This is a genomic window from Paenibacillus sp. LPE1-1-1.1 (genome assembly GCF_040676435.1).
GTDB lineage: Bacteria > Bacillota > Bacilli > Paenibacillales > Paenibacillaceae > Pristimantibacillus.
In genome coordinates this window covers 1,146,196-1,171,428 of sequence record NZ_JBEGHY010000001.1, presented here as the reverse complement: position 1 = coordinate 1,171,428, position 25,233 = coordinate 1,146,196, and the positions used below count along the sequence as shown (strand labels likewise).

At 48.3% G+C, this 25,233-nt stretch carries 15 protein-coding genes; 11 read left to right on the top strand and 4 right to left on the bottom strand.

The genetic code is table 11. The annotated features are described in order from the left end of the window. Window positions 1-74 precede the first annotated feature (74 nt). Window positions 75-1,298, top strand: coding sequence for a cytochrome P450 family protein (locus tag MRBLPE1_RS05255; RefSeq protein WP_364142426.1), 1,224 nt, complete (start codon window positions 75-77; stop codon window positions 1,296-1,298). Between the two features lie 707 nt (window positions 1,299-2,005). Here MRBLPE1_RS05255 and MRBLPE1_RS05250 read toward each other — a convergent pair. Further along, window positions 2,006-2,848 (bottom strand): helix-turn-helix transcriptional regulator, encoded by an 843-nt coding sequence (locus MRBLPE1_RS05250; protein WP_364142423.1) that lies wholly within the window; start codon window positions 2,846-2,848, stop codon window positions 2,006-2,008. Between the two features lie 384 nt (window positions 2,849-3,232). On the opposite strand from MRBLPE1_RS05250, the gene MRBLPE1_RS05245 reads away from it, so the two are divergent. From MRBLPE1_RS05245 to MRBLPE1_RS05210, 8 genes are all read left to right on the top strand, one after another. Next, entirely contained in the window at window positions 3,233-5,539 is a 2,307-nt protein-coding gene (locus MRBLPE1_RS05245; RefSeq protein WP_364142420.1) for an AraC family transcriptional regulator, read from the top strand. Next, a complete protein-coding gene (locus tag MRBLPE1_RS05240; protein ID WP_364142417.1) occupies window positions 5,536-7,029 on the top strand; it encodes an extracellular solute-binding protein in 1,494 nt (497 codons plus the stop codon). Before MRBLPE1_RS05245 ends, MRBLPE1_RS05240 begins: the two co-directional genes overlap by 4 nt. Before the next feature lie 297 nt (window positions 7,030-7,326). Further along, a complete protein-coding gene (locus MRBLPE1_RS05235) occupies window positions 7,327-8,298 on the top strand; it encodes an ABC transporter permease (RefSeq protein WP_364142415.1) in 972 nt (323 codons plus the stop codon). 33 nt (window positions 8,299-8,331) lie between these two features. Beyond that, window positions 8,332-9,204 (top strand): carbohydrate ABC transporter permease, encoded by an 873-nt coding sequence (locus MRBLPE1_RS05230; RefSeq protein WP_364142413.1) that lies wholly within the window; start codon window positions 8,332-8,334, stop codon window positions 9,202-9,204. A 185-nt stretch (window positions 9,205-9,389) separates the two neighbouring features. After that, window positions 9,390-10,919: an extracellular solute-binding protein gene (locus MRBLPE1_RS05225; RefSeq protein WP_364142410.1), complete on the top strand. Its 1,530-nt coding sequence runs from the start codon at window positions 9,390-9,392 to the stop codon at window positions 10,917-10,919. A 244-nt stretch (window positions 10,920-11,163) separates the two neighbouring features. Further along, window positions 11,164-16,842 carry a pectinesterase family protein gene (locus MRBLPE1_RS05220; protein ID WP_364142408.1) on the top strand — a complete coding sequence of 1,893 codons (5,679 nt, stop codon included), beginning with the start codon at window positions 11,164-11,166 and terminating at the stop codon, window positions 16,840-16,842. A gap of 394 nt (window positions 16,843-17,236) precedes the next feature. Continuing rightward, window positions 17,237-17,530: an RNA polymerase alpha subunit C-terminal domain-containing protein gene (locus MRBLPE1_RS05215; RefSeq protein WP_364142405.1), complete on the top strand. Its 294-nt coding sequence runs from the start codon at window positions 17,237-17,239 to the stop codon at window positions 17,528-17,530. A gap of 40 nt (window positions 17,531-17,570) precedes the next feature. Beyond that, the gene (locus MRBLPE1_RS05210; RefSeq protein WP_364142402.1) at window positions 17,571-18,074 is read left to right on the top strand and encodes a DinB family protein; all 504 of its coding nucleotides are present in this window, start codon (window positions 17,571-17,573) and stop codon (window positions 18,072-18,074) included. 188 nt (window positions 18,075-18,262) lie between these two features. Here the strand turns inward: MRBLPE1_RS05210 and MRBLPE1_RS05205 are convergent, their stop codons facing one another. Then, a complete protein-coding gene (locus tag MRBLPE1_RS05205; protein ID WP_364142399.1) occupies window positions 18,263-18,529 on the bottom strand; it encodes a hypothetical protein in 267 nt (88 codons plus the stop codon). A gap of 26 nt (window positions 18,530-18,555) precedes the next feature. Here MRBLPE1_RS05205 and MRBLPE1_RS05200 point away from each other — a divergent pair, with 26 nt between their 5' ends. Then, entirely contained in the window at window positions 18,556-20,577 is a 2,022-nt protein-coding gene (locus MRBLPE1_RS05200; protein WP_364142397.1) for an alpha-L-arabinofuranosidase C-terminal domain-containing protein, read from the top strand. A 10-nt stretch (window positions 20,578-20,587) separates the two neighbouring features. After that, a complete protein-coding gene (locus MRBLPE1_RS05195) occupies window positions 20,588-22,354 on the top strand; it encodes a glycoside hydrolase family 2 protein (protein ID WP_364142395.1) in 1,767 nt (588 codons plus the stop codon). Window positions 22,355-22,408: 54 nt separating this feature from the next. On the opposite strand, the gene MRBLPE1_RS05190 is transcribed toward MRBLPE1_RS05195, so the two are convergent. Both MRBLPE1_RS05190 and MRBLPE1_RS05185 read right to left on the bottom strand, forming a co-directional pair. Further along, window positions 22,409-23,266 (bottom strand): AraC family transcriptional regulator, encoded by an 858-nt coding sequence (locus tag MRBLPE1_RS05190; RefSeq protein WP_364142392.1) that lies wholly within the window; start codon window positions 23,264-23,266, stop codon window positions 22,409-22,411. 168 nt (window positions 23,267-23,434) lie between these two features. Then, a complete protein-coding gene (locus MRBLPE1_RS05185) occupies window positions 23,435-24,970 on the bottom strand; it encodes a sulfatase family protein (protein WP_364142389.1) in 1,536 nt (511 codons plus the stop codon). Window positions 24,971-25,233: the final 263 nt, after the last annotated feature.

The window sequence follows — 25,233 nt, the reverse complement described above, 5'->3', positions numbered from 1 at the left end:
ATCATTGTTATAAAATTTACGAGTAGTATAAAATGGAATTGTCATTAAATTCTAATTGCCATAGGAGGCTGCAGATGACTACAAATCAGCAGAAGGAACCCATCCAGTCGAAAATCGATTTTCTGAACGAAGCGTTTATTCGAAATCCTCATCCCATCTATGCTGAAGTACGCGAGAAAGAACCGGTATCCCGTTTTCTTTTGCCTAGTGGTCATTATGCATGGATGGTTACGACTTATGAGGACGTCGCGGCTGTATTAAATGATTCGCGATTTGTGACTAGCCATCCGGTTGAGGAAGGCGTAGAACAACGGAAACTTCCGTCCCATGTAGAGATTATTTCCAGAAATCTAAGCAACGTGAATGCTTCCGATCACCGAAGGCTTAGGCGGTTGGTTCAGAAGGCCTTCACCCCGAGAATGGTAGAGGAACTCAGGGGACGAATCGTGGAGCTGACCAATGATCTTCTTGACCAAGTACAAGCAAAGGGAGAAATGAATCTGATCCAGGATTTTGCTTTTCCATTGCCTATCAAGGTCATATGCGAAATGCTGGGTGTTCCGGTCGATGATCAGAATAAGTTCAGTGATTGGTCGAGCGCCATCATGGAAGGGTTTAATAATCCGATGCTCGCCGAACGCAGCGAGCAAGCATTGATCGCATTTATAGATTATTTACAGCAGTTAATTGCTAAAAGACGAAGCGATTTAAAGCAGGATTTAATCAGCGATCTTATCCGTGTCGAGGAAGACGGAGATATGCTTAGCGAGCATGAGTTGTATGCGATGATATTTGTTCTGATCATCGCTGGTCATGAAACAACCGTAAATTTAATCGGCAATGGTGTGCTGTCATTATTGGAGCATCCGGAGCAGCTGGAAAAACTGAAAAACGAGCCTGGGCTGATCCATTCGGCGATCGAAGAGATTTTGCGCTATGAGGGGCCAGTTGAAGTAAATAACATGAGATGGGCGACGGAAGACGTAGAGCTTCAAGGCAAGCAGATCCGAAAAGGAGAGATGGTGTTTGTAGCTCTATCGTCGGCAAATCGTGACGGCAGTCATTTTACTGATCCCATTACTTTCGACATTACAAGGAAAGTGAATGACCATCTCGCTTTCGGCAAGGGGATTCATTTCTGCATGGGCGCTCCTTTGGCGAGATTAGAAGGGGAAATTGCCATTAGTACATTGCTTCGGCGAATGCCTGCATTAAGATTGCAAACTAATCGAGAGTCTTTGGGTTGGCGTCATGGCATCATTATTCGCGGCTTAAAAGAAATTCCGCTTGTGTTTTAGGGAGGTGAGGAACAAACAAATGTACAAACAAGTGATCTCACTTCAAGATAAACGCGGTCTGAAGAATTTTTTCCACTACATTGGTACCAAAAGATGCTATCGGATACCCCTGTTTTCAGATGAAATTTGAATCCAGTATGTTTCGTTCGGATGCTAGTAAAATAACAAGATTCTGTCGGTGGTTTTTAGAACAAATAAGAATCTGATTTCAATGCGACTTGGCTTTATGCCAGGTCGTTTTTTAGATGCATTTTTTGGTAGTAAAGAAAAAAATTTTACATCGTTTTGAGTCCACAACGTCAAAAAAATCGACAATACAGGTGAGGATAAGGCGAAGCGTTGAGACACTGACTCAGATTGCGAATTCGAAATATTTTAGTGAGACGGTTTATTAAAAAAGGTTAAGCCCAAACGTTTGAATGGGTAGCTTTGTAGTACTAAACAGAATCCCTTTTGTAAAACGGACAAAAATATATAATTTTTATCGAAATTGATAAAATCGTTATCACAAAAATATTATATTGTTGTTCTATAATCTGAATATGGAAATTGAAAGTCAATAGAAGTGGATGCCATGGAATCGAAAAAAACAAAAACCGGTCTAAGTAAAGCTGCACCAATGTCAGGAGGTTGAATTAGGAAGAGCGGGAGGGAAGAACGGCAATAGAATGCTGGAAGTATCCGGCGCTCGCTCTGCCTGAATTAAGTCAATAGTGATGATCCTGCCTGTAGTGCAGGGGCGAAACCCCGGTTACATTTTTGAACGTTTTGTTGAAATGAGAAACATGTTCGAAGCCGACCTGCACAGCTATAGCATGTACCTTCTGACGGGTTGTCCTGAGCAGCTTTTGCGCTTCACGGATGCGGGCTACCCGAATGTATTCGCTAATATGGAAGCCGGTCAGCTTCAAGAAGATGCGGCTTAGATAGGCTGGACTGATGAAATATTGCTGAGCCAGCTTCTCCAGGGTTAGAGCGCTGCGGAAGTTCATTTGAATAAAAGACGTAATTTCCGACACCTTTTGATGCATCGGATGACTGGATTGCGGTAATGAGGGACTGACGGCGTCTATTCGGTGAAGCCAAATCAGCAGCTCGGCGAGAAGATGGCGCACAAAAGCGTTGTATAACGAGTGCTGATCCTTGCATTCTCCGACCATTTGCAACAGGAGTCGTTCAATCTCCGGCTGCTCCTTTCGAGGAACCCGTATTAAGACGGATTCCTGAAAAGGAGGCATCTGAAGCAAACTTCTGCTAGCATCATGGAGAAATTCCGGGGTGAAATGAATAAGGATCCGCTCGAATTGTTCCACCTGAGAACTTGCCGTTGAGTGAAGGTCATGGGGGACGATTATGACAATGTCGCCTTGTTGCGCGACATGCACCTTGCCGTTAATAAAGTATACGCGCTCGCCTTCGAGCAAGCAGTACAGTTCATAGAAAGTATGCGAATGAGGCCGCGGCATCGAAGAGAAGCCGTAACGGCGCATACGTTGAATGGAAAATGACGAGCCTTCAATGGTGTATTTATTTTCGATAAGATCATTCATCCGTAATCCCTCCTTACTCATCCAGCAAAACCGATCTGGGGATCTGCATATATTCAGATAATATTGGTATATATCTTATCATATTTTGCTAGTCTTCGATGTCCCAATCTTAGCATATTTCCTTTGCCGTCCGGGTAGCGATGGAATTTGCACCGCAAGGACGGTCTGACACGGCAGGTTTAGGCAAAAAGTTAACTGCTGCATATTGCATGAAACTCTTGAAGCGTAAGATGATAGATGATGCAAGCAGCATCAATTAGAACTATGTAAAAATAGATATGCTTCATATATAATCATCCTTAACGTTATATAAAGCTTATTCGAATAACTTGAACGAACAAATGAAAGCGGTTTATTCAGATGCGGCACATAGGAGGAATTCGAATGAGCAGATATCTGCTGCGCTTATTGTCATACAGTCTTTTACTTGGAATGATCCCAGCTATACTCATTGGAATTGTTTCCTATTTCATTGCCTCCGGGGATATCGAAGAAAAAGTAAAAGAGGAAAATATGCAATGGTTAACGCAGACTCAGATGCGGGTTGAGCAGATGCTGAAGTCTATCGAGAAATCTGCTACTCAATTTGCCAATTCTTCCGTTGTTAAGACGGCCATGAATGTATCGTATAGCCCTGCGGACTTTGAACCGATCAGGAATCTCACCGCCGAAATGTACAACCTTCAATCAAGCGATGCTGTCATTACGCAAGCTTATTTGGTTAATATTGAGCGCAATTGGGCTCTAAATCTAAATATCTTAAAACCGCTGGACCAGTTCGAGAACCGTCAAGAATTGCTGGATTACGTCAAAGGTCCAAAAAACATGCAGTGGTATACAGGGATGACGGCTACAAACGGCGATTTTACCGAACCTGTAGAAGCGATTACACTCGTCCAAAAAATCCCGATCCTTCCGCAGACCGATAAGCCGCAAGGGATTCTCGTCATACGTATTGTCGCATCCGAAATTAATGAAGCTCTGTCCTCGGCTGCGTCGAACAGCAGCTATATTTTAAATCGATCAGGGGTCAATATTTTGGGAGCGGACGCAAATAAAGAGGGTTATGAGGAGATTAACGTTGCCTTGGCCGATCGATTGCATACAAGACCGGACCAGCAATTCGGGCTGTTTAATATGAAGTTAAACGGGGAAGAGGTAGCCGTGCTGTACCGTTCCTCCAGTTACAACAGTTGGACCTATGTTTCCGTCGTATCCATTGGAGATCTGAAGAAGGAGACACGCAAAATTGCGGAGCTAACCGTATATGTCTGTGCAGCCATCCTATTCATTGTCCTTGCGGCAGCCTTATATGGCAGCCGCCGGATGTACCGCCCAATCGGGCATCTGTTGGAGATTGCAAAGGGACTCGGTTCTTCCGGTCAGGAGCAGACTGTCCCGCGTAAAAGCGATGAACTGGAAATCATAAAGCACAGTATGCAGTCTCTGGCCAAGTCTAGAAACCATATCGAGCAGCAAATGTCCGATCAGGCGAGCCACTTGAAGGAATTTTTTGTTCTAAAGCTATTTACGGGACAATTGACGGAGAACGATTATATGTACCGATCACCCATAAACGGTTTTCCCACAGGCTGGAAGACTCTTGGTGTTCTTGCGCTTCAGATAGATAATCTTCAGGAAACCCGCTACGGCGAAGAGGACCGTGAATTGCTGCTATACGCCATCGGCAATATCGCCCAAGAGGTGTTGCCGGCATCGATTCGCTTTAGTCCTATAACCATTAATAAATCCCAAGTCACTCTGGTTGCCACGGATCACGAGGAGCCCGATCAAGTCAGGCTTATCCTTTATGAACTCGCCGATTGCATTAAAAGGAACGCCGAAGATGTAATGAAGCTGAAGGTAAGCATCGGGATCAGCGACCCCTTTATTCATCTAACTGGTACGGTTAAAGCCTATGGAGAGAGTCTATCGGCCTTGAAGGCTCGGATCAGCCTAGGTCCGCAAATTATTGTTCATTACAGGGATACCGTGAATAATTTGGTAGCGGACCAGTATGAGTATACCCATTTGAAAGTATTGGAAGAAAGGCTGATTTACGCCGTACGGGAAATGCAGCCGAACAGCGCTTCTCAAATCATACAGCAGTATCTCGATGCGTTGTTGTACAAAGACAGGTATTCGCATGAGCACCAGACGATGCTCATTCAGCTGGTTTCCAGAGTGCTGCAAATCATACAGGAGCAAGGAGATTCGCTTAAAAAGGTTTTTGGGGAAAAGTGGTCCGTAGAAGGGCTGCTTCATCTTCAGACTCGCGAGGAAATTTTATATTGGTTCGAATCGAAGTTGTTTGCCCCTTTGATCCAGACGTTATCGGAAAAATCCGAAACGCAATACATCAAGATTGCGGATAGGCTGGTCAAGATCATACAGGAAAAATACGATCAGGAGATTAGTTTGGAATCCTGCGCTCAAATGCTAAACTATCATCCGGTCTATTTAAGCCGTGTTTTCAAACGGGAAATAGGAGTTCCATTTAGTGAGTATTTAATAGATTACCGGATTAAAATGGCCAAGATTATGCTGGAAACGACGAATATGAAGGTATCGGAAATCGGTTCGAAAATGCAGTACAAGAATGACAGCTCTTTTATCCGGAGTTATAAAAAGATGTTCAATATAACGCCAGGACAATACCGCGAAAAGATTATGAAGGGGAGCACCGAATGAAGAAGTTTTCCGCGACTCTGCTTAGTATTCTACTTTTGTCCAGCATTCTTGCCGCATGCGGCCGATTGGGCGTTAACGACAAACGGGCATCGGTCGACGGGCCAGTTAATTTGTCTATAGGGGCAAGCTTGGTAGGGGAACTGCCGCCCAAAAATAATGCAGTGGAACAAGCGATCGAAGCCTACACGAATACCAATTTGCAGATACAGTGGATACCCTTATCTGCATATGATGAAAAGCTTAGGCTGATGATTGCGTCCGGAGAGCTTCCCAAGCTGGTCAAGTTAGGATATTCGCCGAGTTTTATCTCTACGCTGAAGGCGGGACAGTTTTGGGAAGTAGGTCCCTTGCTGAAGGACTATCCCCATTTAGCGGCAATTAATAAGCGGTACTACGAGAACATTTCCGTTAACGGAAAAATATACGGCATTCCGATTATGCGCAGCCTTGGCCGCGCAACGATCCAGTATCGCAAGGACTGGTTCGATGAGCTGGACCTGAAGATGCCGGTTACATTAGAGGATTGGTACCGGGTGACCCGAGCGCTCACCTTGGATGATCCGGATGGAAACGGGAAAGACGATACTTATGGAATGGTTCTGGAGAAACGCTACAATCAAGATGTCAGCTCCTTATTAACACGAATTTCGGTATCTCAGGGAGGGCCGAACAAATGGCAGGCCCAGAACGGCCATTTCACCCCCGAGTTCATGACCGAGCCGTTTTACGAGACGTTGAAACTTTTCAGACGGCTGTACCAGGAAAATCTGATCAATATGGATTTTCCGGTTATCGATACCATTGAAACGGTAAAATTGTATGACTCAGGTCGTGCGGGCATTCAGATTAGCGGAGGAAATGCCCAAACCTGGCAGGATAAGTTGTCCAAATACATTCCTGACGGGGTAGTGGATGCAGCTCCGCTAACGGGACCGGGCGGTATCAGGGTGCCGGAGGAGCCGGGGAATGCGGGCTTTCTCGCCATTTCCAAAGATTCCGTTTCGACTGTAGAAGAAGTTAGAATAATACTGGATTTTCTGGATATGCTTCTTGAGCCTTCCATGCAAACGGTTATCTCCAAAGGAGTGGAAAATCGGCACTGGGCGGAGAAGGGCGAGTTTACGGAAGTGTTGGACCGGACTTTGGATTTTAAAGAGGTTAAGCCTTATCGGGACATGCTGCCCTTTCTTGGTGAGGAAGAGGCTTTGCTTAAGCCAAGCCTGCAGCCTGATTTATATCGCAAGAACCAACAAATCGCTAAGTCGTATAACGACTACCTCATTTCGAATCCGGCTTTGACTCTGGACTCGGAAATCTACTCGGATCGGGGCAAAGAACTGGAAACGATCATCACGGATGCAGAGACTAGGTTTATTATGGGACAAATTGACGAGGCAGGTTGGAAGGCAGAATTGGAAAAGTGGAAGCAAGCCGGCGGAGAGCATATGATTCGGGAATATGAACAATCTTACAGTAAGCTGAATAAATAAAGGACGCTGCGAATCTTCGCAGCGTCTTTCTTTTTAAATATAAGAAAGTATAAATTTGAATCTTATACGATGCTTATATTTCACCGCGAAACGAGCTTTTGCCGCTAAGGACGGCGTCAGCCGTTTACGCTTGGCTCTATAAGTTTTATAAAGCACATCCAATAGTTTATTTATGTGCATTTGAAGCCAATATAGCCCGAATCGTTGCCTGGTTGTCTAAGCCCTATAGCCGGTCGTGACTGTGTGACTCGATAATAAAGTCAGAAACCGCAGAGAAACGTTCAGGAGGTTGTGGAGATGAAGCAAGATATGTATGTTCCTGCAGGAACACCCATTGCCAATGCCCGGGCCGGCAAGAGCAAATTTGGATATCTAATAAAGGATGTCGTTCGAGATAAGTGGCTTTATCTAATGCTGCTGCCGGGTGTTTTATATTTCATTATTTTCAAATACATCCCCATGTACGGCGTGACGATGGCGTTTCAGGACTACAAGCCTTATCTTGGTTTTTTTGAAAGTCCATGGGTAGGCTTGAAGCATTTTGAAAGATTTTTTTCGGAGCCGCAATTCGGCATGTTGTTTAGAAACACGGTTGTTTTGGCTATGTACAACTTGCTTTTTTTCTTTCCGTTGCCCATTATTCTCTCGCTCATGATGAATGAGCTGAGACACGCCAGATTCAAAAACTTTGTTCAAACCTTGGTGTATATTCCCCATTTCGTATCATGGGTCGTTGTTGTCGGGATCTTCTATATTCTCTTTACGACTGAGAACGGGATCCTAAACGAGATTCTGTACCAAATAACAGGCCGAAAAACAGCTTTCTTGCTGGAGTCGGATTGGTTTCGGACGATGATCATTTCACAATCCATTTGGAAAGAGGTGGGGTGGGGAACGGTTATCTTTCTAGCCGCGCTGGCTGGGGTGGATTTGCAGCAATATGAAGCAGCGAGAATCGACGGGGCCGGACGTTGGCGGCAATTATGGCATATTACGCTCCCGGCCATTCGCAGCACGATTATTATTCTATTTATTTTGCGGTTGGGAAATTTTATGGACTCGGGCTTCGAACATATTTATCTCATGCTTACGCCGACAAACCGGGAGGTAGGTGAAGTATTCGATACTTATGTCTATACGATAGGCATGACTCAAGCCCAATATAGCTACAGTGCGGCTGTCGGAATATTCAAGTCGGTTATCGGATTGATTCTGGTGCTTGGGGCTAACTGGATAGCGAAAAAGTTCGGGGAAGAGGGCATTTATTAAAACAATTCATCGAGATAGGAGGGAGATTTCATAATGATTCAAGATAAAACGATAGGCAATCGGATCTTCGATACGGTCAACTATACTCTTCTATTGTTGATAGCGCTCGTATGCGTATTGCCCTTTATTTATGTATTGGCTGTATCTTTTACAAGCCCTGCCGAAGTGGCTAAGGGGGGCTTGATTCTGTGGCCAAAGGAATGGTCGCTTGCTTCCTACCGCTATATCTTTTCTACGAATACGCTGGTGCGAAGCATGTTGGTATCCATTTATATTACCGTATTGGGAACGATGATTAATTTGATCTTCACCTCGCTGATGGCCTATCCGCTCGCGAAACCCCGCTTGAGAGGGCGCCAGACGATTCTTCTCGCGGTTTTGTTCACGATGCTGTTTGGCGGCGGAATGATTCCGACCTATTTCGTGGTTAAAGCTCTGCACCTTACCAATACCTTGTGGTCATTGATGATTCCGGGTGCGATCAGCGCTTTCAATCTGATCGTTTTAAAAAACTTTTTTCAGCAAATCCCGGACGGGCTCGAGGATTCGGCGCGGATCGACGGCTGTAATGATGTTGGCGTGCTATTCCGAATCGTGCTTCCGCTGTCTTTGCCGGCTATGGCCACCTTCGGATTATTTTATGCCGTGGGTCACTGGAATCAGTTTTTCAACGCCATACTTTACATTAACGACAACACCAAGTGGCCGATCCAGGTGCTTCTCAGGGAGGTCGTCATACTGGCCTCAAGCAGTATCGGCGACTCTTCGATCGATAGTACGGAAATTCAACCTCTTACGATCCGAATGGCCGTAATTGTTTTCGCGACGATTCCGATTTTGTTGGTCTACCCGTTTCTGCAAAAGCATTTTGCCAAAGGGGTCATGCTCGGCTCGGTTAAAGGTTAATGCTGCAGCGGCACTGCCAAATGGCTATGAACTTCCATACCAAGCGTAAACGGCTATCGCCGTCTCTGGCGGCATAAGCTTACGTTTCGCGGTGAAATATAGGCGTCAGTATAAAAGTAAAACTTATACTTTCCTATATTTGGGTATGGAGTATCCATAGAAATTGATAATGGAGGGGCAAAAGAATGAGAAAAAAAATGGCACTACTAATGGGGAGCGTATTATTGGCTACCGCTGTTCTGTCAGCCTGCAGTTCCAGCAATAATCAGAACGCAGCCACCAACAGTCCTGGAGCAAGCCAGGCTCCGCAAGAAGAGGCGAAACCTTTCGATCTATCGATCGTGGTCAATCAGGTCGGGGAAATCCCCCCGAAAGGAAATCCGATTGAGCAGGCCATTGCCAAATACACGAACACGAATTTGGAATTCCAGTGGATTCCGACGGCGGCTTACGATGAGAAAATCAATGTCATGGTTGCCTCGGGGGAACTTCCTAAACTGATGAAGGTCGGCTATATTCCGACCAGCATCAGTGCAATGAAGGAAGGCTTATTTTGGGAGCTTGGTCCGTATCTCAAGGAATACGGGAACTTATCCGCCCAACCGCAAAGTTATTTCGACAACATTCAAGTGGAAGGCAAAATATACGGAATTCCGCTCTTCCGGGATATGGGGCGTGCCGTTGTCCAATACCGGAAGGATTGGTTCGATGCGGCGGGATTAACGGTGCCTAAGACGCTGGACGATTGGTACAACGTGCTGAAAGCCGTAGCGGAGGGGGATCCGGATAAGAACGGAGAAAGAGATACCTATGGTTTGCTGCTTGACAAAAACTATAACCAAAACGCAGCTTCTACTTTGACTCGTCTTAGCGTCGCTCAAGGAGGACCTAATAAGTGGGCGGTTGACGATCAGGGCAATTTTACGCCGGAATTTATGACCGAGGAATTTTTTGCCACAATGAATTTATTCAGACGGCTTTATAACGAGAAGCTGATTAATCAAGATTTCTCCGTCGTGGATTCCGCAACCAATGACAAAGCGTATGAATCGGGACATGTGGGGCTGCGAATCTCCGGAGGCAATGCCCAGACCATGTTGACGAACCTTATAAAAGTGGTGCCGACAGCTGCTCTTGACGTCGCTCCCATGGAAGGGCCGGCAGGCATCCGTTTGCCTGGCGAAAGCGGCAATGCGGGGATGTTAGTCGTTCCGAAGTCCTCGGTCAAAACCGAAGAGGAATTGAGACAAGTGCTCACATTCCTTAACAAACTGCTGGACAAAGAAATGGTTTATCTCATTAACAAGGGAATTGAAGGCAAGCACTACAAAGTGGAGGGCGACTTCACCGTTCCGCTCGATAAGGATGCGGATTTCAAAGAAGTCAAGCCATATCGCGATACGCTGATCCAACGCGGCGATAACTATAATATGGACAAACCGATGCAAGAAAGCGACCTGTTTTTGAAAAACAAAAAATTGGTCAGAGAGAATGAAAACTACGTTGTAAAAAATCCGGCCCTTGTTTTGGATTCGGCCATCTATACGGAACGAGGCAAAGAACTGGAGCAGATGATTACAGACGCCGAAACCAAATTTATTATGGGTAAAATGGATGAAGCAGGCTGGCAAGCTGAAATCGATAAATGGAAAAAAGCCGGCGGAGATCAATTGATGGAACAATATAAAGCGGCTTATTTGAAGGATCAACAGTAACCGCGGCCCGTGAAAACCGTCTTATACGGCTCTGAAAGCTACTTAAGACGGTTTTTGCTCAGGGGGATGGGTACCTTCGGGAGGTTTTACAGGCAATTTTGTCAGTATCGCAGCTCATGATATGAATCAGTTTATGAATGCGTTTACATAATTTTGAAGGGGGTGGTGAAGAGGCAGTATTCATTAATGTGCTGCAAAAACAAACGGGAAAAGAACATTTTTGAAACTAAGGGAGGATCTGATTTTGAAAAAATTATTTTTGGGTTTTCTAATTGCTTCCATGCTAGTTTCCGCTCTGCCTGGAACAGCTTTAGCCGAAACGGCGGCTGCGTCGCCAACCGAACAACTTCCGGCTTTTCCGGGGGCTGAGGGCGGGGGCATGTATACAACCGGCGGAAGAGGCGGCGACGTTTACGAAGTGACGACGCTGGCGGATTCGGGGCCGGGATCGCTTCGGGAAGGCGTTGCCAGGAGTAATACGACTATCGTCTTTAGGGTGGGCGGTACCATCCATCTGGAATCTCCACTGAGAATAACCGGATCGAACGTAACCATTGCCGGCCAGACAGCTCCCGGGGAAGGAATCACGGTTTCCGACTATAACACGGCATTTGAAGCCGATAACCTTATTGTGCGCTATATGCGGTTCCGGCTGGGGGATCGGCATCCGAGCGAAGACGACGCTTTCGGCGGACGTTATCGTAAGAACATTATGATCGATCATAGCTCCTTCAGCTGGTCCGTCGATGAGGTTCTGAGCATGTATGTAAATGAGAACACGACCGTGCAGTGGTCGGTCGTCTCGGAGAGTATGCTCATGACGGCACATCAAAAGGGAAGACACGGATATGGCGGCATATGGGGCGGCAATAACGCTTCGTTTCATCACAATCTGATTGCGAATAACGTTAGCCGGAATCCGCGGTTTGCCGGCTCTCCGAACTTCCCTACGGATATGTATAACAATGTTATTTATAACTGGGGCTTCTTCTCCTCTTACGGCGGCGAAGAAGGGATGTATAACCTTCGGGACAACTACTATAAGTATGGTCCAAGCACCTATCGCACCGTTCGCGATCAGGTATTTGTCGGAGTGAGCGAGAATACGCGAATCTTCATTGGCGGCAATGTGATGGACGGCTCCGCCGAGGTTACTGCCGACAATTGGCTGGGCGTCGGAGAGGTAGCGAATTCTGCATCCAAGCTGAGCTCGCCCGTCGAGATGCCGAACCCGTCGATTCCGGAATCGGCAGAACTTGCCTATGAGCATGTTCTTGCCGGCGCAGGAGCCATACTTCCCAGAAGAGACGCAATCGACGCGAGGGTCGTTCAAGAGGTTAGAAGCCGCTCGGGACGGCATATTAATTCGCAGAAGGAAGTCGGCGGGTATTTGGAGTTTGCTAGGACAGCATCGACATGGGCTGACGATGACCATGACGGCATGCCGAACGAATGGGAAACGGCAAACGGCTTAAATCCGAACAACCCGGACGACCGCAACGGCATCCATACTTCCGGTTATACGAATCTGGAAGTCTATTTGAACGGGATTACCGGGAACGGTTCGGTTAATCCCGAAGCTGCCATTACTTCTCCATCGGATAACACCGTCGTGACGGAAGGATCCGAAGTCGAAATAAGCGCTTCGGCATCCGATTCAGACGGTACGGTGGCAAAGGTGGAATTTTATTTAGGCGATGTCAAGCTGGGCGAGGATACAAACGCTCCGTACTCGTTGACATGGGAGAATGCCCAGGATGGTACACATTTTCTAACGGTTCGAGCAATCGACGATACGGGCACCTCTACCCAATCCAGTAACGTTGCCGTTCAAGTAAATACCCCGGGCAGCACGCTGCCATGGCAGTCAGCGGATATCGGATCGCCGGGAATAGCCGGTCATACGCAGCTGGGAGCATCCGCCTCCGATGTTACCGTGAAGTCGGCGGGCGATATTGCCGGCGATACGGATAACTTCCATTACGCTTATCAATCCATGACCGGCAATGGAGAGGTCGTGGCACGCGTGGAGAGCATCACGGCTACCGATGACGGGGCTGAGGCCGGCGTGATGATCCGGGAGAGTCTAAGCGCGTCCTCCAAGTTTGTGGGGTTGCTTATCCCTTATGTCAAATACGGCAAAAAAAGCATCACGCTGAAGCGTTTGTCGAGCGGCGGAACGGTAACGAGCATAGAGCCCGATGATTTTATCAATACGCCGTATTGGGTGAAGCTGGTACGTTTGGGAGACCAGATTACTTCCCTTATTTCGAATGATGGCATCGATTGGTCCGTGATCGATACGACCATAGCCCCGCTGGGAGAAACCGTCTATTTCGGACTCGCGGCGGATGCTTCAAAAGCAGACGACGATGTCAATAAGTACAATACATCCGTGTTCTCTCATGCTGCTGTGAATGCTCTGGATGCGGATTTCCCATCGGCCCCAACGGGGGTAACGGCATCGGCAGGCGTTGAATCCGTGAGCTTAGCTTGGACAGAGGTTCCGGTGGCGGCGGGATACGATGTGTTCCGCAGCGATATTCCTGGAGGACCCTACACGCAGATTGGCTCCGGCATCGCGGCAGCCTCATATACAGATACGGGTCTAACAGCCGGAAAAACCTACTTCTATGTTGTTGCAGCAAAAAATGATAAGGGTACCAGCTTCAACTCGGACGAGGTAAGCGCAACGGCCGAGGGTGAACCGGAAACCGTTTATTATGTGAATGACGATTTCGAGAATGGAACGAATGAAACGACACCGGAAGGATATACGTTCTTGCCTAACCCGCAGGATGCCGACCATAAGGTCGTCGTAACGGATATGCCGGCAGGCTCCATGGGCAACCCCTCTGACAAAGCGTTAATGGTGTACGATAATGCAGCAGTCAGTACAGAGCTATTCCGTAAATTTGCGCCGCAAAAAGGGAAATTTATTTTGGAGGTCGATATTTCCTCCCCGTCATGGCCGGGTACGTCAACCGTGCTGAACCTGCAGGACGATACAGGGAGCAAGACGGCGCTGTCTTTCCAGCTCCGCAAGCCGACCGCGCCGGTAGCGGAATCAAGCTATACCCTCGTCTACAAGAAAAACGGAGCAGACTACAAACTGATGGATCCGCCGGCGAATAACCAATGGTATAACCTGAAGATCGTGGCAAACGTTGCGGCGCAAACTGCCGACATCTATATCAACCAAACATTGGCGGAAGAAAACGTGCCGTTGGAAACGGATCTTCAAACGGCGGGCATCGGACGGGTCTCGGCCAAAATGCCGGGTACAGGAAAAGGGACGATTTATTATGATAATCTCAAGGTCTACGTAGAGCCGGTAGAAAGCCCGAAAGGATTATCGGCTATCCCGGGCAACGGTAAGGTTAAGCTGGATTGGGCCGCTGCGGAGGGCGCATCGACCTATTCCGTCAAACGGGGGACTGCGGATGGCGGGCCTTACGAGACGATTGCCGAGGGTATAACGGACGTTTCTTATATCGATGCGACAGTACAGAATGACAACACCTACTACTATGTCGTGACTGCATCGGGAGCAACAGGTGAGAGCGGCCCTTCCAATCAAGCAACGGCAACGCCGTCGACGGCTGCCGTAAAGCCTGAAGCGCCTGAGGCATTGAGCGCTTCCGCCCGTAGTACGCAAGCCGATCTAGTTTGGCAGAGCGTAGAGAATGCCATTCATTACACGGTTAAACGAAGCGTAAATCCGGAAGGGCCCTATACAACCATAGCCGCTAACGTAACCGCGACGTCTTATAGGGACGGAGGATTGGAAAATGGAACAACGTATTATTACGTTGTCTCCGCATCCAGCATCGGCGGCGAGGGTACGGACTCGGCATCTGCCGCAGTCACTCCTTACACTCATCTCTCGACGCCGGTTATAGCGGTAAAGCCGGTACCCCATGGGGCTCAGCTTCAATGGGTGGCCGTTGACGGTGCCCTGTCTTATCAGGTGAAACGTGCGGATACGCTGGTTGGTCCGTACTCCGTCGTTGCGGAAGTAGAGACCCTCACCTATGAAGACTTTGGCTTAAATAATGGCTCTCCATCCTATTATAAGGTTAACGCAGTGAACGGCAGCACGCACAGCTTGGATTCCGCTCCGATTGGCGTCCGTCCGTCGGCCGATGACGGCACGCCTGCCGCTCCTTCGGATCTGGCTGCCGATCCGGGCAACGGCAGTATCTCCTTATCTTGGAGCAATGTGCCAGGCGCCGCATCTTATGCGGTTAAACGCAGCGAATCGCCGTCAGGACCGTTCGCGATCGTCGCTAGCGAACTGACCGATACGTTCTTCACCGATTCTGGTCTTATAAACGGGAATCCTTATTATTATCTCGTCTCTGCATCAAATGGAGATGCGGAAGGAGCTTCCTCCGTTACGGTCCAAGAGGTACCTGCACTGGTGCTGAACGTAGCGGCCGATGGAAGCGGACAATATACGAAGGTGCAGGATGCCATTAATGCCGTACCGAGTAACAGCTCCATTCCGACAATCATCAAAATCAAAAACGGAACGTACAGGGAGAAGTTAGATCTTCCGTCCGCGAAAATCAAGGTACGCATGATCGGAGAGAGCAGGGAAGGTACCGTTCTCGTGTTCGGAGATGCGGCGAGTACATTGGATGCCAATGGAAACCCGCTCGGAACTTCGAATAGTTATAGCTTTAGGGTACAAGCGAGTGACTTTACAGCAGAGCATCTGACCATTCAGAACGATGCCGGAATGAATGCCGGGCAGGCTGTTGCGCTCTATGCCAATGCGGATAGGTTGAATTTCCGTGATGTTAGCCTGCTCGGCCATCAGGACACGTTGTATGCCAATAACGGCCGTCACTACTACCTGGACAGCTACATTGAAGGCACTGTCGACTTTATCTTCGGCAATGCCACTGCGGTGTTCGAAGGCAGCATTATCCACAGCCTTAGGGCCGGTTATGTTACCGCGGCTTCCACGGGAGCAGGCAAGCCGGGTTACGTTTTCATCAACAGCCGGATTACATCGGAGCCCGGGGTTACCGGCGTTGCCCTCGGCAGACCTTGGCGCGGAGATGCAAATGTCATTTATATTAACAGTTACCTCGGCGAACATGTCACCCCTGAAGGCTGGAATAATTGGGGGAATGCCAATAATGAAACAACAGCACGTTATGGCGAATTTGCTAGCTATGGTCCCGGTGCAAATCCAAAGAGCAGATTTCGTTGGACGAAGCAGCTGACCTTGGAGGAAGCGGCACAATATGCGCCAGCTATCCTGCTCGCCGGCAGCGACGGATGGAGTCCGTTCATTGAAGTCACTATGGCCGATGGCAACCGTGAGCTCTCGAGCCTTATGCTGGATGGAACGCCTCTGCAGGGCTTTGATCCGTCCAAGTCGCATTACGAGGTTAAGTTAGAGGTTCCAAGCGTTATCCCTGTCATTGCGGCAGAGGCGCTGACGGATACATCCGAGGTTTTGGTGAAGCAGGCAGAAGCAGTTCCCGGCACGGCTGAGATCAGCGTAACCGCACAAGATGGGGGCGTTCGGACCTATCTGGTAACGTTTGTTATGGCAGACAACCAGGCACCGACCTTGCAGCTTGAGGTTGATAAACCGACTTTGGAGTCACGGGGACATCGGATGGAAACGATTCGCGTCACTCCGCATGCAACTGATGAAGGTACCGGAATCGCTGCCATCACACTGGTTTCCATTACAAGCAGTGAACCGGAAAACGGCACTGGGGACGGAAATACCGCTTCCGACATTCAAGGAGCGGAGTACGGCACGTCTGATTTCGAGTTTGAGCTTCGCGCAGAGCGCTCCGGTGCGGGCAACGGACGCATCTATACAATCACGTACGAAGCGGTTGACTATGCCGGCAACAGGACGATTGCAACAACAACCGTTCTTGTAGAGCACTAATCCATATTGCCTCTCCGATACACAAACTTGTGTATTGGGGAGGCATTTTCTGCGGTGATGGAGTCGACGGTCAACTAGTGATAAATAGGCCCATTTTCGAAGCTTCTATCACCCATACCCTGGAAATTCTTCATCGTATAGGCGGGGCTTGGATGACTTATACCGGTTCCATTCCGGCATTCGGTGACATGTGAGTAATCGATCGAAAAGTGCAAACGGTGAAGAATATATTCTTCTCTATGTTGCTATTACTATTTCTTTGTGGTTGATGACTGTTTACTTAAACTGCAATTCGATCGAAATGGAAAACTAGAGCGTCATGAGATAACTCATGATATACGGGTATGAAAACAACTCACTCTTGTAGAAGGGATTAAGAAAAGGAGAAATAATAATGGCAGCTTCAAATAAAACTTTAAAAACTTGCGACAATGGACACCGATTCTATAAAAGCAGCGATTGTCTTTCCTGCCCGACTTGTGAGCAAGAACGCAAACCTGACAACGGATTTCTTTCCCTTCTTGCGTCACCGGCAAGACGCGCATTGGAACACAAAGGAATAACTTCTTTGCAACAGCTCTCAAAATATAGTGAAAAAGAGATCTTGCAAATTCACGGTATGGGGCCCAAATCTTTACCTATACTTAGGACGACTTTAAAGGAAAATGGGTTATCATTCAAACAATGATATAATGGTGTTATTCCATTACAAAAGGGAGATGTTGGATATGTATAAACACATCGAGGATTTTGCCGCAACTTGGCGGCATGAAACGGCAGCAACGTTGCGGACGCTAGAGACACTCACGGACGAGTCTCTTGGCCAACAGATTACGAGCGACCATCGAACGCTTGGACGTCTTGCGTGGCATCTTGTACAGACGTTGCACGAAATGCCATCGCGGACTGGATTGTCTTTCGAAGGACCGGGCGAAGATATGTCGGTGCCAGCTTCGGCAGCAGACATTGCGGCGCTCTATAAGCGGACCTCGCAAGCACTCCTTGATGCTGTTCAGTCCAGTTGGAAGGATGAGAATCTGCTCAACATGAGCGACATGTACGGCGATCAATGGCCGAACGGCTTGACGCTGGATATGCTCGTAAAGCATGAGATTCATCATCGCGGTCAAATGACGGTCCTGATGCGTCAGGCCGGCCTTCGTGTGCCGGATCTTTACGGCCCGACGAAAGAGCAGTGGGCCGAATATGGCGCACCGGCTCCGGTAATATAGAGTAAGACTTTATCCCGCTTTGGCCGATAGGCTGAAGCGGGATTTTTAAGCATTTTATCATGAATGAATGATTTTATTGTAGGAGGACAAGAACATTCGGTTAGTGGCCATTGCTCAGTAAGTCAGCCCGCGGAAATCGCGGGCTTATTTTATATTAAATAAAGTATATAAATATATATTAATATTATTTATAATTTTAAGCGCTTACATAATTTGTGGTTGAGAAAGGAGCAGCCAAGGTGACATGAATCAGCCGTATTCTCATTATTAGCCAATCGGCGACCATCGAGGGCGGCAGCGTTGGGCTGGAGAATCAGATCCTGCTTGCTGAGAGCAATAAGTTCGCGGTCATTATCGTCTCCACTTTGCCGGTATTGATCATGTTTCCATTCGTGCAGCGGCATTTCGTGAAGGGCGTTATGATCAGATCGATTAATGATTAAATCCTTAACCATTACGACAAATCAGCTGGAGGCTTATTTTGGACACTAACGCGAAAATAACGATTGATTGCAGCCGAACGAGCGAGCATACGGTCAACCCATATTTATTCGGCCATTTCGTTGAAGACATTCGGGATCATATGGAAGCGATGCTCGCGTTTCCGCTTACGGATATGGATTTCGAAAGCGAAGCCGTGACGAAGACAGAGATAGCCGGAAGCTGGTACGCCTATACGAACGGGCGGAACACCAAGTACGCATTGGAGGCGCCCGCCCCGAAGCATTCGGGGCGCGCCCAGCGCATCCGTCTTCTGAGCGATGACGAAGCCTATGCCGGAATCGCGCAGAAAGCCGCGCTCAAAGGACCTGCGGATTACGCGGTCAAGCTTGTGGCCCGTGCTTCCGTCGAGCTGAAGGTTATCATCGTCGCATTGGTGGACAGGCGCTCGGATGAGCTTCTCGGACAAGTCCGGATCGAACTCGAAAGCCACAACTGGCGTGAGTACGAGGCGCGGCTGTCTATTGCCTGCGAATGCATCGACGCTGAAATCCGCGTATACGTTCCGGCGGATCACCCGAGGTGGATTGATCACGTGTCCACGGGTATGCTTTGGCTCGACCACGTGTCACTATTACCGGTAGACAGCATCGCCATGGTGAAGCGCGAAGTAATCGACATGACGCGGGATCTGAACGCAGGGATGATGAGGCTCGCCGGCAACTATATCAGCGCCTACCACTGGGAGCACGGGATAGGCCCGGTTCTCGAGAGACCGGTCATGTACAACGAAGCGTGGGGAGGCTGGACCAGCAAATATTTCGGCACGGACGAATTTATCCGGTTTTGCAGGGAGCTTCAGGTGGAGCCCCTTATCTGCGTAAATGACGGATCGGGTACGCCCGAGGAAGCCGCTCAGTGGATTGAATACTGCAACGGCAGCGTCGATTCGCCCATGGGTGCGCAGCGTGCAGCGAACGGGAATCCCGAGCCGTATAATGTCCGCTATTGGGAGATCGGCAACGAAGTGTGGGGACAGTGGCAGGTTGGCACTTGCTCCGCGGATCAATTCGCTCAGCGCACGGTTTCCTTCGCAGAAGCCATGAAGGCGGCCGATCCCTCTATCATGCTTCTAGCCTGCGGCCACTTCGAGCAGGAGTGGAATAAGACCGTTCTCGATCTGGCCGGCGAGCATTTCGATTATCTTACCCTTCACTTGTATCACGGCTACGGTCCCTTTGGCATGAACCGGAATACGCCGGCGGACGATCGGTATAAGGCGATCGCCTCCTATCCTGAGTTTACCCGTCACCACATCAAGCAGACGGCAGAGCATATTCATGCGGACGCGAAGCATAGCCATGTGAAGCTGGCCATTACGGAATACAACACGATGTATTATCCGAACACGATTCGGAAAGGTCTGCCGAACGAGCATACATTGGGCGCGGCGGTCGCCAATGCAGCCAACCTGAACGAAATGATACGCTGCAGCGATATGGTTCACATCGGCAGCTTCTCCGATCTCGTGAACGGCTGGCTCGGCGGATGCATCCGCGTAGGCGATTATTATGCCGATCAATATTGCGGCAAGGAGCCCGGCTGGAGCGGGATGCCTCTTACCGTATACGGGACGCCAACATATGAAGTGATGAAGCTTTACGCGAATCGGGATGTTCGGCATACTCTACCCGTCGCAGTCGAGTGCGGGAGGTTTGCCGTTCCGTCGCTCAAGGAGACGCCTATCTTATTGGACGCGCTGCCTGATCTTGACATTGTGGCCGGCACGAACGACGACCGCAGCTCCATATCCGTATTTATCGTGAACCGCAGCTTGAACGAGGTGAAGGCGGCGCTTGACCTGCAAGCCTTCGAGGCTGCGGAAGAAACGGTTCTATATGAAATAACGGGAGATTCCTACGACGATATCAATTCCGTGTTCGAGCCAGAACGGATTATATGTAAGGAAAGAGTCGTCCCCGCCGAAGAATGGAAGCTAGGTTATCCGCTGCGCCCTACTTCCGTTTATGTACTTGTAATGAAGGAGAAAGACAAGAAATAGGAGGCTCGGCATGACAACAAAAGCATATATCAAAGATTATCCCAGACCTCAATTCGTACGTGACAATTGGCTTAGCTTAAACGGCGAATGGAACTTCCGCTTCGATGACCATAGCGTGGGGGAGAATGAGAAGTGGCAGGAGAAATTCAATGAGACCCACAAAATAATCGTGCCCTTTACGTACGAAACCAAAGCGAGCGGTATCGGAATCGAAGAGTTCCATCCGCAAGTATGGTATAACAAAGCCGTTCACATCCCGAAGGAAGCTGAAGGGAAACGGGTTATCCTTCATTTCCAAGCGGTGGATTACGAAGCCAAAGTGTGGGTGAACGGAACGTTGGCAGGCCGGCATCAGGGAGGCTACGCGGCCTTCTCGTTCGATATTACCCCGTATCTCGTATTCGGGGCCGATAATCAAGTCACGGTGAAGGCAGAAGACAGCAATAGCTGTTATCAGCCCCGAGGAAAGCAGCGCTGGATGGAAGACAATTTCGAATGCTTCTACGTCCAGACGACCGGGATCTGGCAGACGGTATGGATGGAATACGTGGAGGATCGGCGTCTTGACGCCGTCAAGATCACGCCGGATGTCGACCGTTCCATCGTCCGTTTCGATTACGAAGTGCAAGGGGTGGAAGAAGACGGAGCTGGCGACCTAAGGCTGGAAGCTATCGTTACGTTTAAAGGCAAGCAAGTTAAAAGAGTAAGCCTTGCGATCGACCGCCCTTGCCTGACCGTTGAGGTTGATCTTCTGCATGAGGCGAACGGGCCGTGGAAGAAATGCTTCTGGTCTCCCCAGCATCCGAACTTATATGATGTGGAATTTGTGCTGTATGCGAAGGATCAGGTCGTGGACCGGGTGTTCTCTTATTTCGGCATGCGGAAGATTTCCATCAAGAACGGGGAGGTGCTGCTGAACAACGTGCCGATCTACCAGCGATTGATTCTGGATCAGGGATATTGGACGGACAGCCATCTGACTCCGCCAAGCGAGGAAGCTCTAATCGAAGATATCGATCACATCCTAGCGATGGGCTATAACGGCGTACGGAAGCATATGAAGATTGAGGATGCGCGCTTTCTCTATTGGTGTGACTTGAAAGGTCTGCTAGTGTGGTCCGAGATGGCGGCCACCTTCGAGTTTCATGATAGGGCGGTTGAGGCGTTCGCGAAGGAATGGCTGGAAATTGTGAGGCAGCAATATAACCATCCAAGTATTATTACTTGGGTTCCATTTAACGAATCATGGGGCGTCGCATCCATTCTGCGCGATAAGCGGCAGCAGAAATTCACCGAGGGCATTTATCATCTGACCAAATCCATCGATCCTTACCGTCCGGTCATCACGAACGACGGCTGGGAGCACACCGTATCGGACATTTTAACGCTGCATGACTATGTCGCGTCAGGAGACGATTTTCTGAAGCGTTATGCCAGCAAGGAAGCGATCGTGACCAATGAAACGACTTGCAATCACTGGAAGTACGCGTTTGCGGAAGGGTATGCATACCGGGGACAGCCGATTATCATCAGCGAATTCGGCGGCATCGCGTTCCAGTCGGACCAAGGCTGGGGCTACGGCGATCAGGTTGCCTCGGAAGAGGAATTCATTAAGCGATTCCGCGGCATCACCCAAGCGATTAAGAACGTCGAGTATATTAGCGGGTATTGCTATACGCAGCTTACCGACGTCCAGCAGGAAATCAACGGGCTTCTAACGGAGGATCGCAAGCCGAAAATTCCATTGGCTGCGATCAAAGCCATTAATTTAGCCTGAATGAACTTATACAGCATAAGAGTCGGGCTGCGCGAGCTGCGCAGTCCGTATCATTCAGCGAGGGCCTTCTGATTTCCGGTAAAAGCTTGGTGGCTGCCCATGGTAGCTTTTAAAGGCATGGGTAAATGAGTAAACGTCCGAATACCCGAGGGAAAGGGCGATATGAGAAATCGGCAGTGCCGTCGTTCTCACTATTTTCATAGCATCCTTCATGATTAGATCCGTCAGGTACCGATGTGGCCGGATGCCGACTTTCTGATGAAAGACGTTCGAAAAATGCGAGCGGTGGATCCCGACATGATCAGCAATGTCCGTAACGGTTATGCCTTCCTTATAATACAAATGGATGTAGTCGATGCTCGTAGCAACCCAATCATCGGTCGGTGAGGATGCTTTAATCGGCTTAGATAATCGAACGATCTGATTCAGTAAAGAGTAAAACCCTTGCGTTAAGGAGAAGTCATCCTGTTTCACGAGATGCTTCCATTCAAATGCAAACTGAAAAAAAGACTGCTCAAGATCCTGATTGAAAAAATTTTTGATATAGGGGTGTTTGAGCGTAAGCCCAAGCCGGCGGGCGACCAGTGGCATTTGTTTGCCCTCAGCAGCAACCCAAAACATCTTTAGAGCGGGGTCTTCACGAGGAGTAATGTAATATTCATGAATGTTATGAGGGAATAAAACGAACAGATCACCTCTCGTAAGGGTGGTCTCTTCTTGATTGGTACGCAGCGTAACCTGGCCCTCAAGAACGAAGTGCAAGCTATAATAAGCAATAAACCGCGGTCCTATATGATAATTTGGCTTTGCCTCGTTATAGCCAATACGGATGGGGATAACACCGCTATGCTTTTCCAACGCATTGGGAGTATGGTATAAATGTTCCGCATATTCATGAGTGAACTCTATCATGCAAACGACCTCTTCCGAAGTTAAAGTTGATGAAAGCCACTATCATTTTAACATCGTCAGACATAGGTGAATAGTAACCCGTTATTCGGGAAAAAGACCTCAAGCCTGCAAGCGGCGCCATTGTCCAATGGTTGCAGCTTGCAGGCTTGAGGTCTTGGTTTGGAAGGGTTAAGCGTGACAAATTCTAGGCATTGGCATCGATTCTTTACCAAGTTCAGCCCATACGTATTTCAGCAGGAGTTTTGATTTTAGACTGGCGAAATCAGGGTTATCCCACAAGTTATGAAGTTCGTCCGGATCCTCTTCCAGGTCAAAAATCTCACCGTATGTCTGATTATAATAAACCGTAATTTTATATCGTTCATCCACGTACGTTTTCTGATGGATGGTGGTCGCCTCATGCCGGAATTCGCAAATGGCATGGTCTCTTGCTTGATCAGACATCCCGAGCCAAACTTCCTTCTGGTCTACTCCCGTCATTGCATGAGGTATAGGCAGATTCGAGAAAGACAGGAAGGTAGGCGCAAGATCGACGAGTGATTGAAATGCTGGAGAGGTTTTGCCGGCCGCAACGCATCCCGGGTACCTCACGATGAACGGCAGTTTTATCAAATCCTCATAGTGGAAGCCGCCCTTAGCTTGTAAGCCGTGCTGCCCAAAGAAATGGCCATGGTCGGTAGTGAATACGAGTAGGGTATTATCGGCCAAACCGAGCTGGTCTAATTTATCCAGAATAGTCCCAATATATTTGTCCATCATGCTGACCATGCCATAATACACAGCGACCAGCTTTTTCCTGTCTTCTTCCGTCAGCCGGAATTTGCTTCCATACTCGTAGAAAAGATGAGAGCGGTATCCATGTATGTCAAATCCACTCTCCCGTAAGCCCGAGAAATCAGGGGCCTCTTCCTGTGTCATCCGAAAATGCGGCGGATTATTATCGTGTTCACCCGGAACCATGGAGGGGATGGTAAGCTGATCGGGGTCATACATCATATCCCATGGCTCAGGCACCAGGTATTCCGGATGAGGGTCAAAAAAGCTGGACCACAAGAAAAAGCTGTCGTCATTCTGTTTATATTGTTCTAATAAAGCATTGGTACGTTCGGCGATCCAGGTGTTATAGTGGTACTTCTCAGGAATTGGCCATTTGTAAGTCTGGTTTGGATCCATGGTGCCTGTCGGCGGCAAGAAATAATCTCGCCAATTCGTACATCCTTTGTCCTCCATCCATGCAGCATAGTGCTGCCCGACATGCGCTTCATTGGTGTGATTTCGGGCTAACTCCACATGAGAGAAGCCGTAAAAAGAGTCTTGTTTCGTTTTCCAGTAATCCAAATCCTGAAGTATTGGGTACGATTCGAGCGATGGATATTCTTCTGTCGACCGCAAGGGTTGAAAATGGGCCTTACCAACCAATGCAGTTTTATACCCGGCCTGCTGGAAGTCCTCGCCAATGGTATGACGATCCTCAAGCAGTTTCGTTCCAAGCGTCCAAGCTCCATGCTGGCTTGGATACATGCCGGTAATAATGGATGCGCGGCTCGGCGTACAGGTAGGGTTAGGGCAATAAGCCCGGTTGAAAGTTGTGCCTTCACGAACCAGCCGGTCCAGATTGGGAGTGTGGATTTCATTGTTAAATGCGCCTATCGTATTCCAATGCTGCTGGTCGCTCGTAATCAGTAGTATATTTGGTTTTTTCATAGAATCATCTCCTTCCTGCTTCTCATTATAGACAATATTGGCAGTAAGAAGGATGACATAATGTGTGATCTGTATTTGTTATTTTGTAAGGCGGATTTAAAGAAATGTTTTTATCTTACCGGGATGAAGGCGAAAGATTAAAGAGCAATTAAAGTTAGCGCTATGACAAAATAAGTGCCTTAAACGGACAAAATCAGTCATGTACAATGATACAAAATGCGGATAGTATTATTGATATCAATTATCATTATCATTAAATGCGT

Bases quoted from the DNA above. Each gene is read 5' to 3' on its own strand.
- MRBLPE1_RS05255 (WP_364142426.1), top strand. From the start codon at position 75: ATGACTACAAATCAGCAGAAGGAACCCATCCAGTCGAAAATCGATTTT.
- MRBLPE1_RS05250 (WP_364142423.1), bottom strand. From the start codon at position 2,848: ATGAATGATCTTATCGAAAATAAATACACCATTGAAGGCTCGTCATTT.
- MRBLPE1_RS05245 (WP_364142420.1), top strand. From the start codon at position 3,233: ATGAGCAGATATCTGCTGCGCTTATTGTCATACAGTCTTTTACTTGGA.
- MRBLPE1_RS05240 (WP_364142417.1), top strand. From the start codon at position 5,536: ATGAAGAAGTTTTCCGCGACTCTGCTTAGTATTCTACTTTTGTCCAGC.
- MRBLPE1_RS05235 (WP_364142415.1), top strand. From the start codon at position 7,327: ATGAAGCAAGATATGTATGTTCCTGCAGGAACACCCATTGCCAATGCC.
- MRBLPE1_RS05230 (WP_364142413.1), top strand. From the start codon at position 8,332: ATGATTCAAGATAAAACGATAGGCAATCGGATCTTCGATACGGTCAAC.
- MRBLPE1_RS05225 (WP_364142410.1), top strand. From the start codon at position 9,390: ATGAGAAAAAAAATGGCACTACTAATGGGGAGCGTATTATTGGCTACC.
- MRBLPE1_RS05215 (WP_364142405.1), top strand. From the start codon at position 17,237: ATGGCAGCTTCAAATAAAACTTTAAAAACTTGCGACAATGGACACCGA.
- MRBLPE1_RS05210 (WP_364142402.1), top strand. From the start codon at position 17,571: ATGTATAAACACATCGAGGATTTTGCCGCAACTTGGCGGCATGAAACG.
- MRBLPE1_RS05205 (WP_364142399.1), bottom strand. From the start codon at position 18,529: ATGGTTAAGGATTTAATCATTAATCGATCTGATCATAACGCCCTTCAC.
- MRBLPE1_RS05195 (WP_364142395.1), top strand. From the start codon at position 20,588: ATGACAACAAAAGCATATATCAAAGATTATCCCAGACCTCAATTCGTA.
- MRBLPE1_RS05190 (WP_364142392.1), bottom strand. From the start codon at position 23,266: ATGATAGAGTTCACTCATGAATATGCGGAACATTTATACCATACTCCC.
- MRBLPE1_RS05185 (WP_364142389.1), bottom strand. From the start codon at position 24,970: ATGAAAAAACCAAATATACTACTGATTACGAGCGACCAGCAGCATTGG.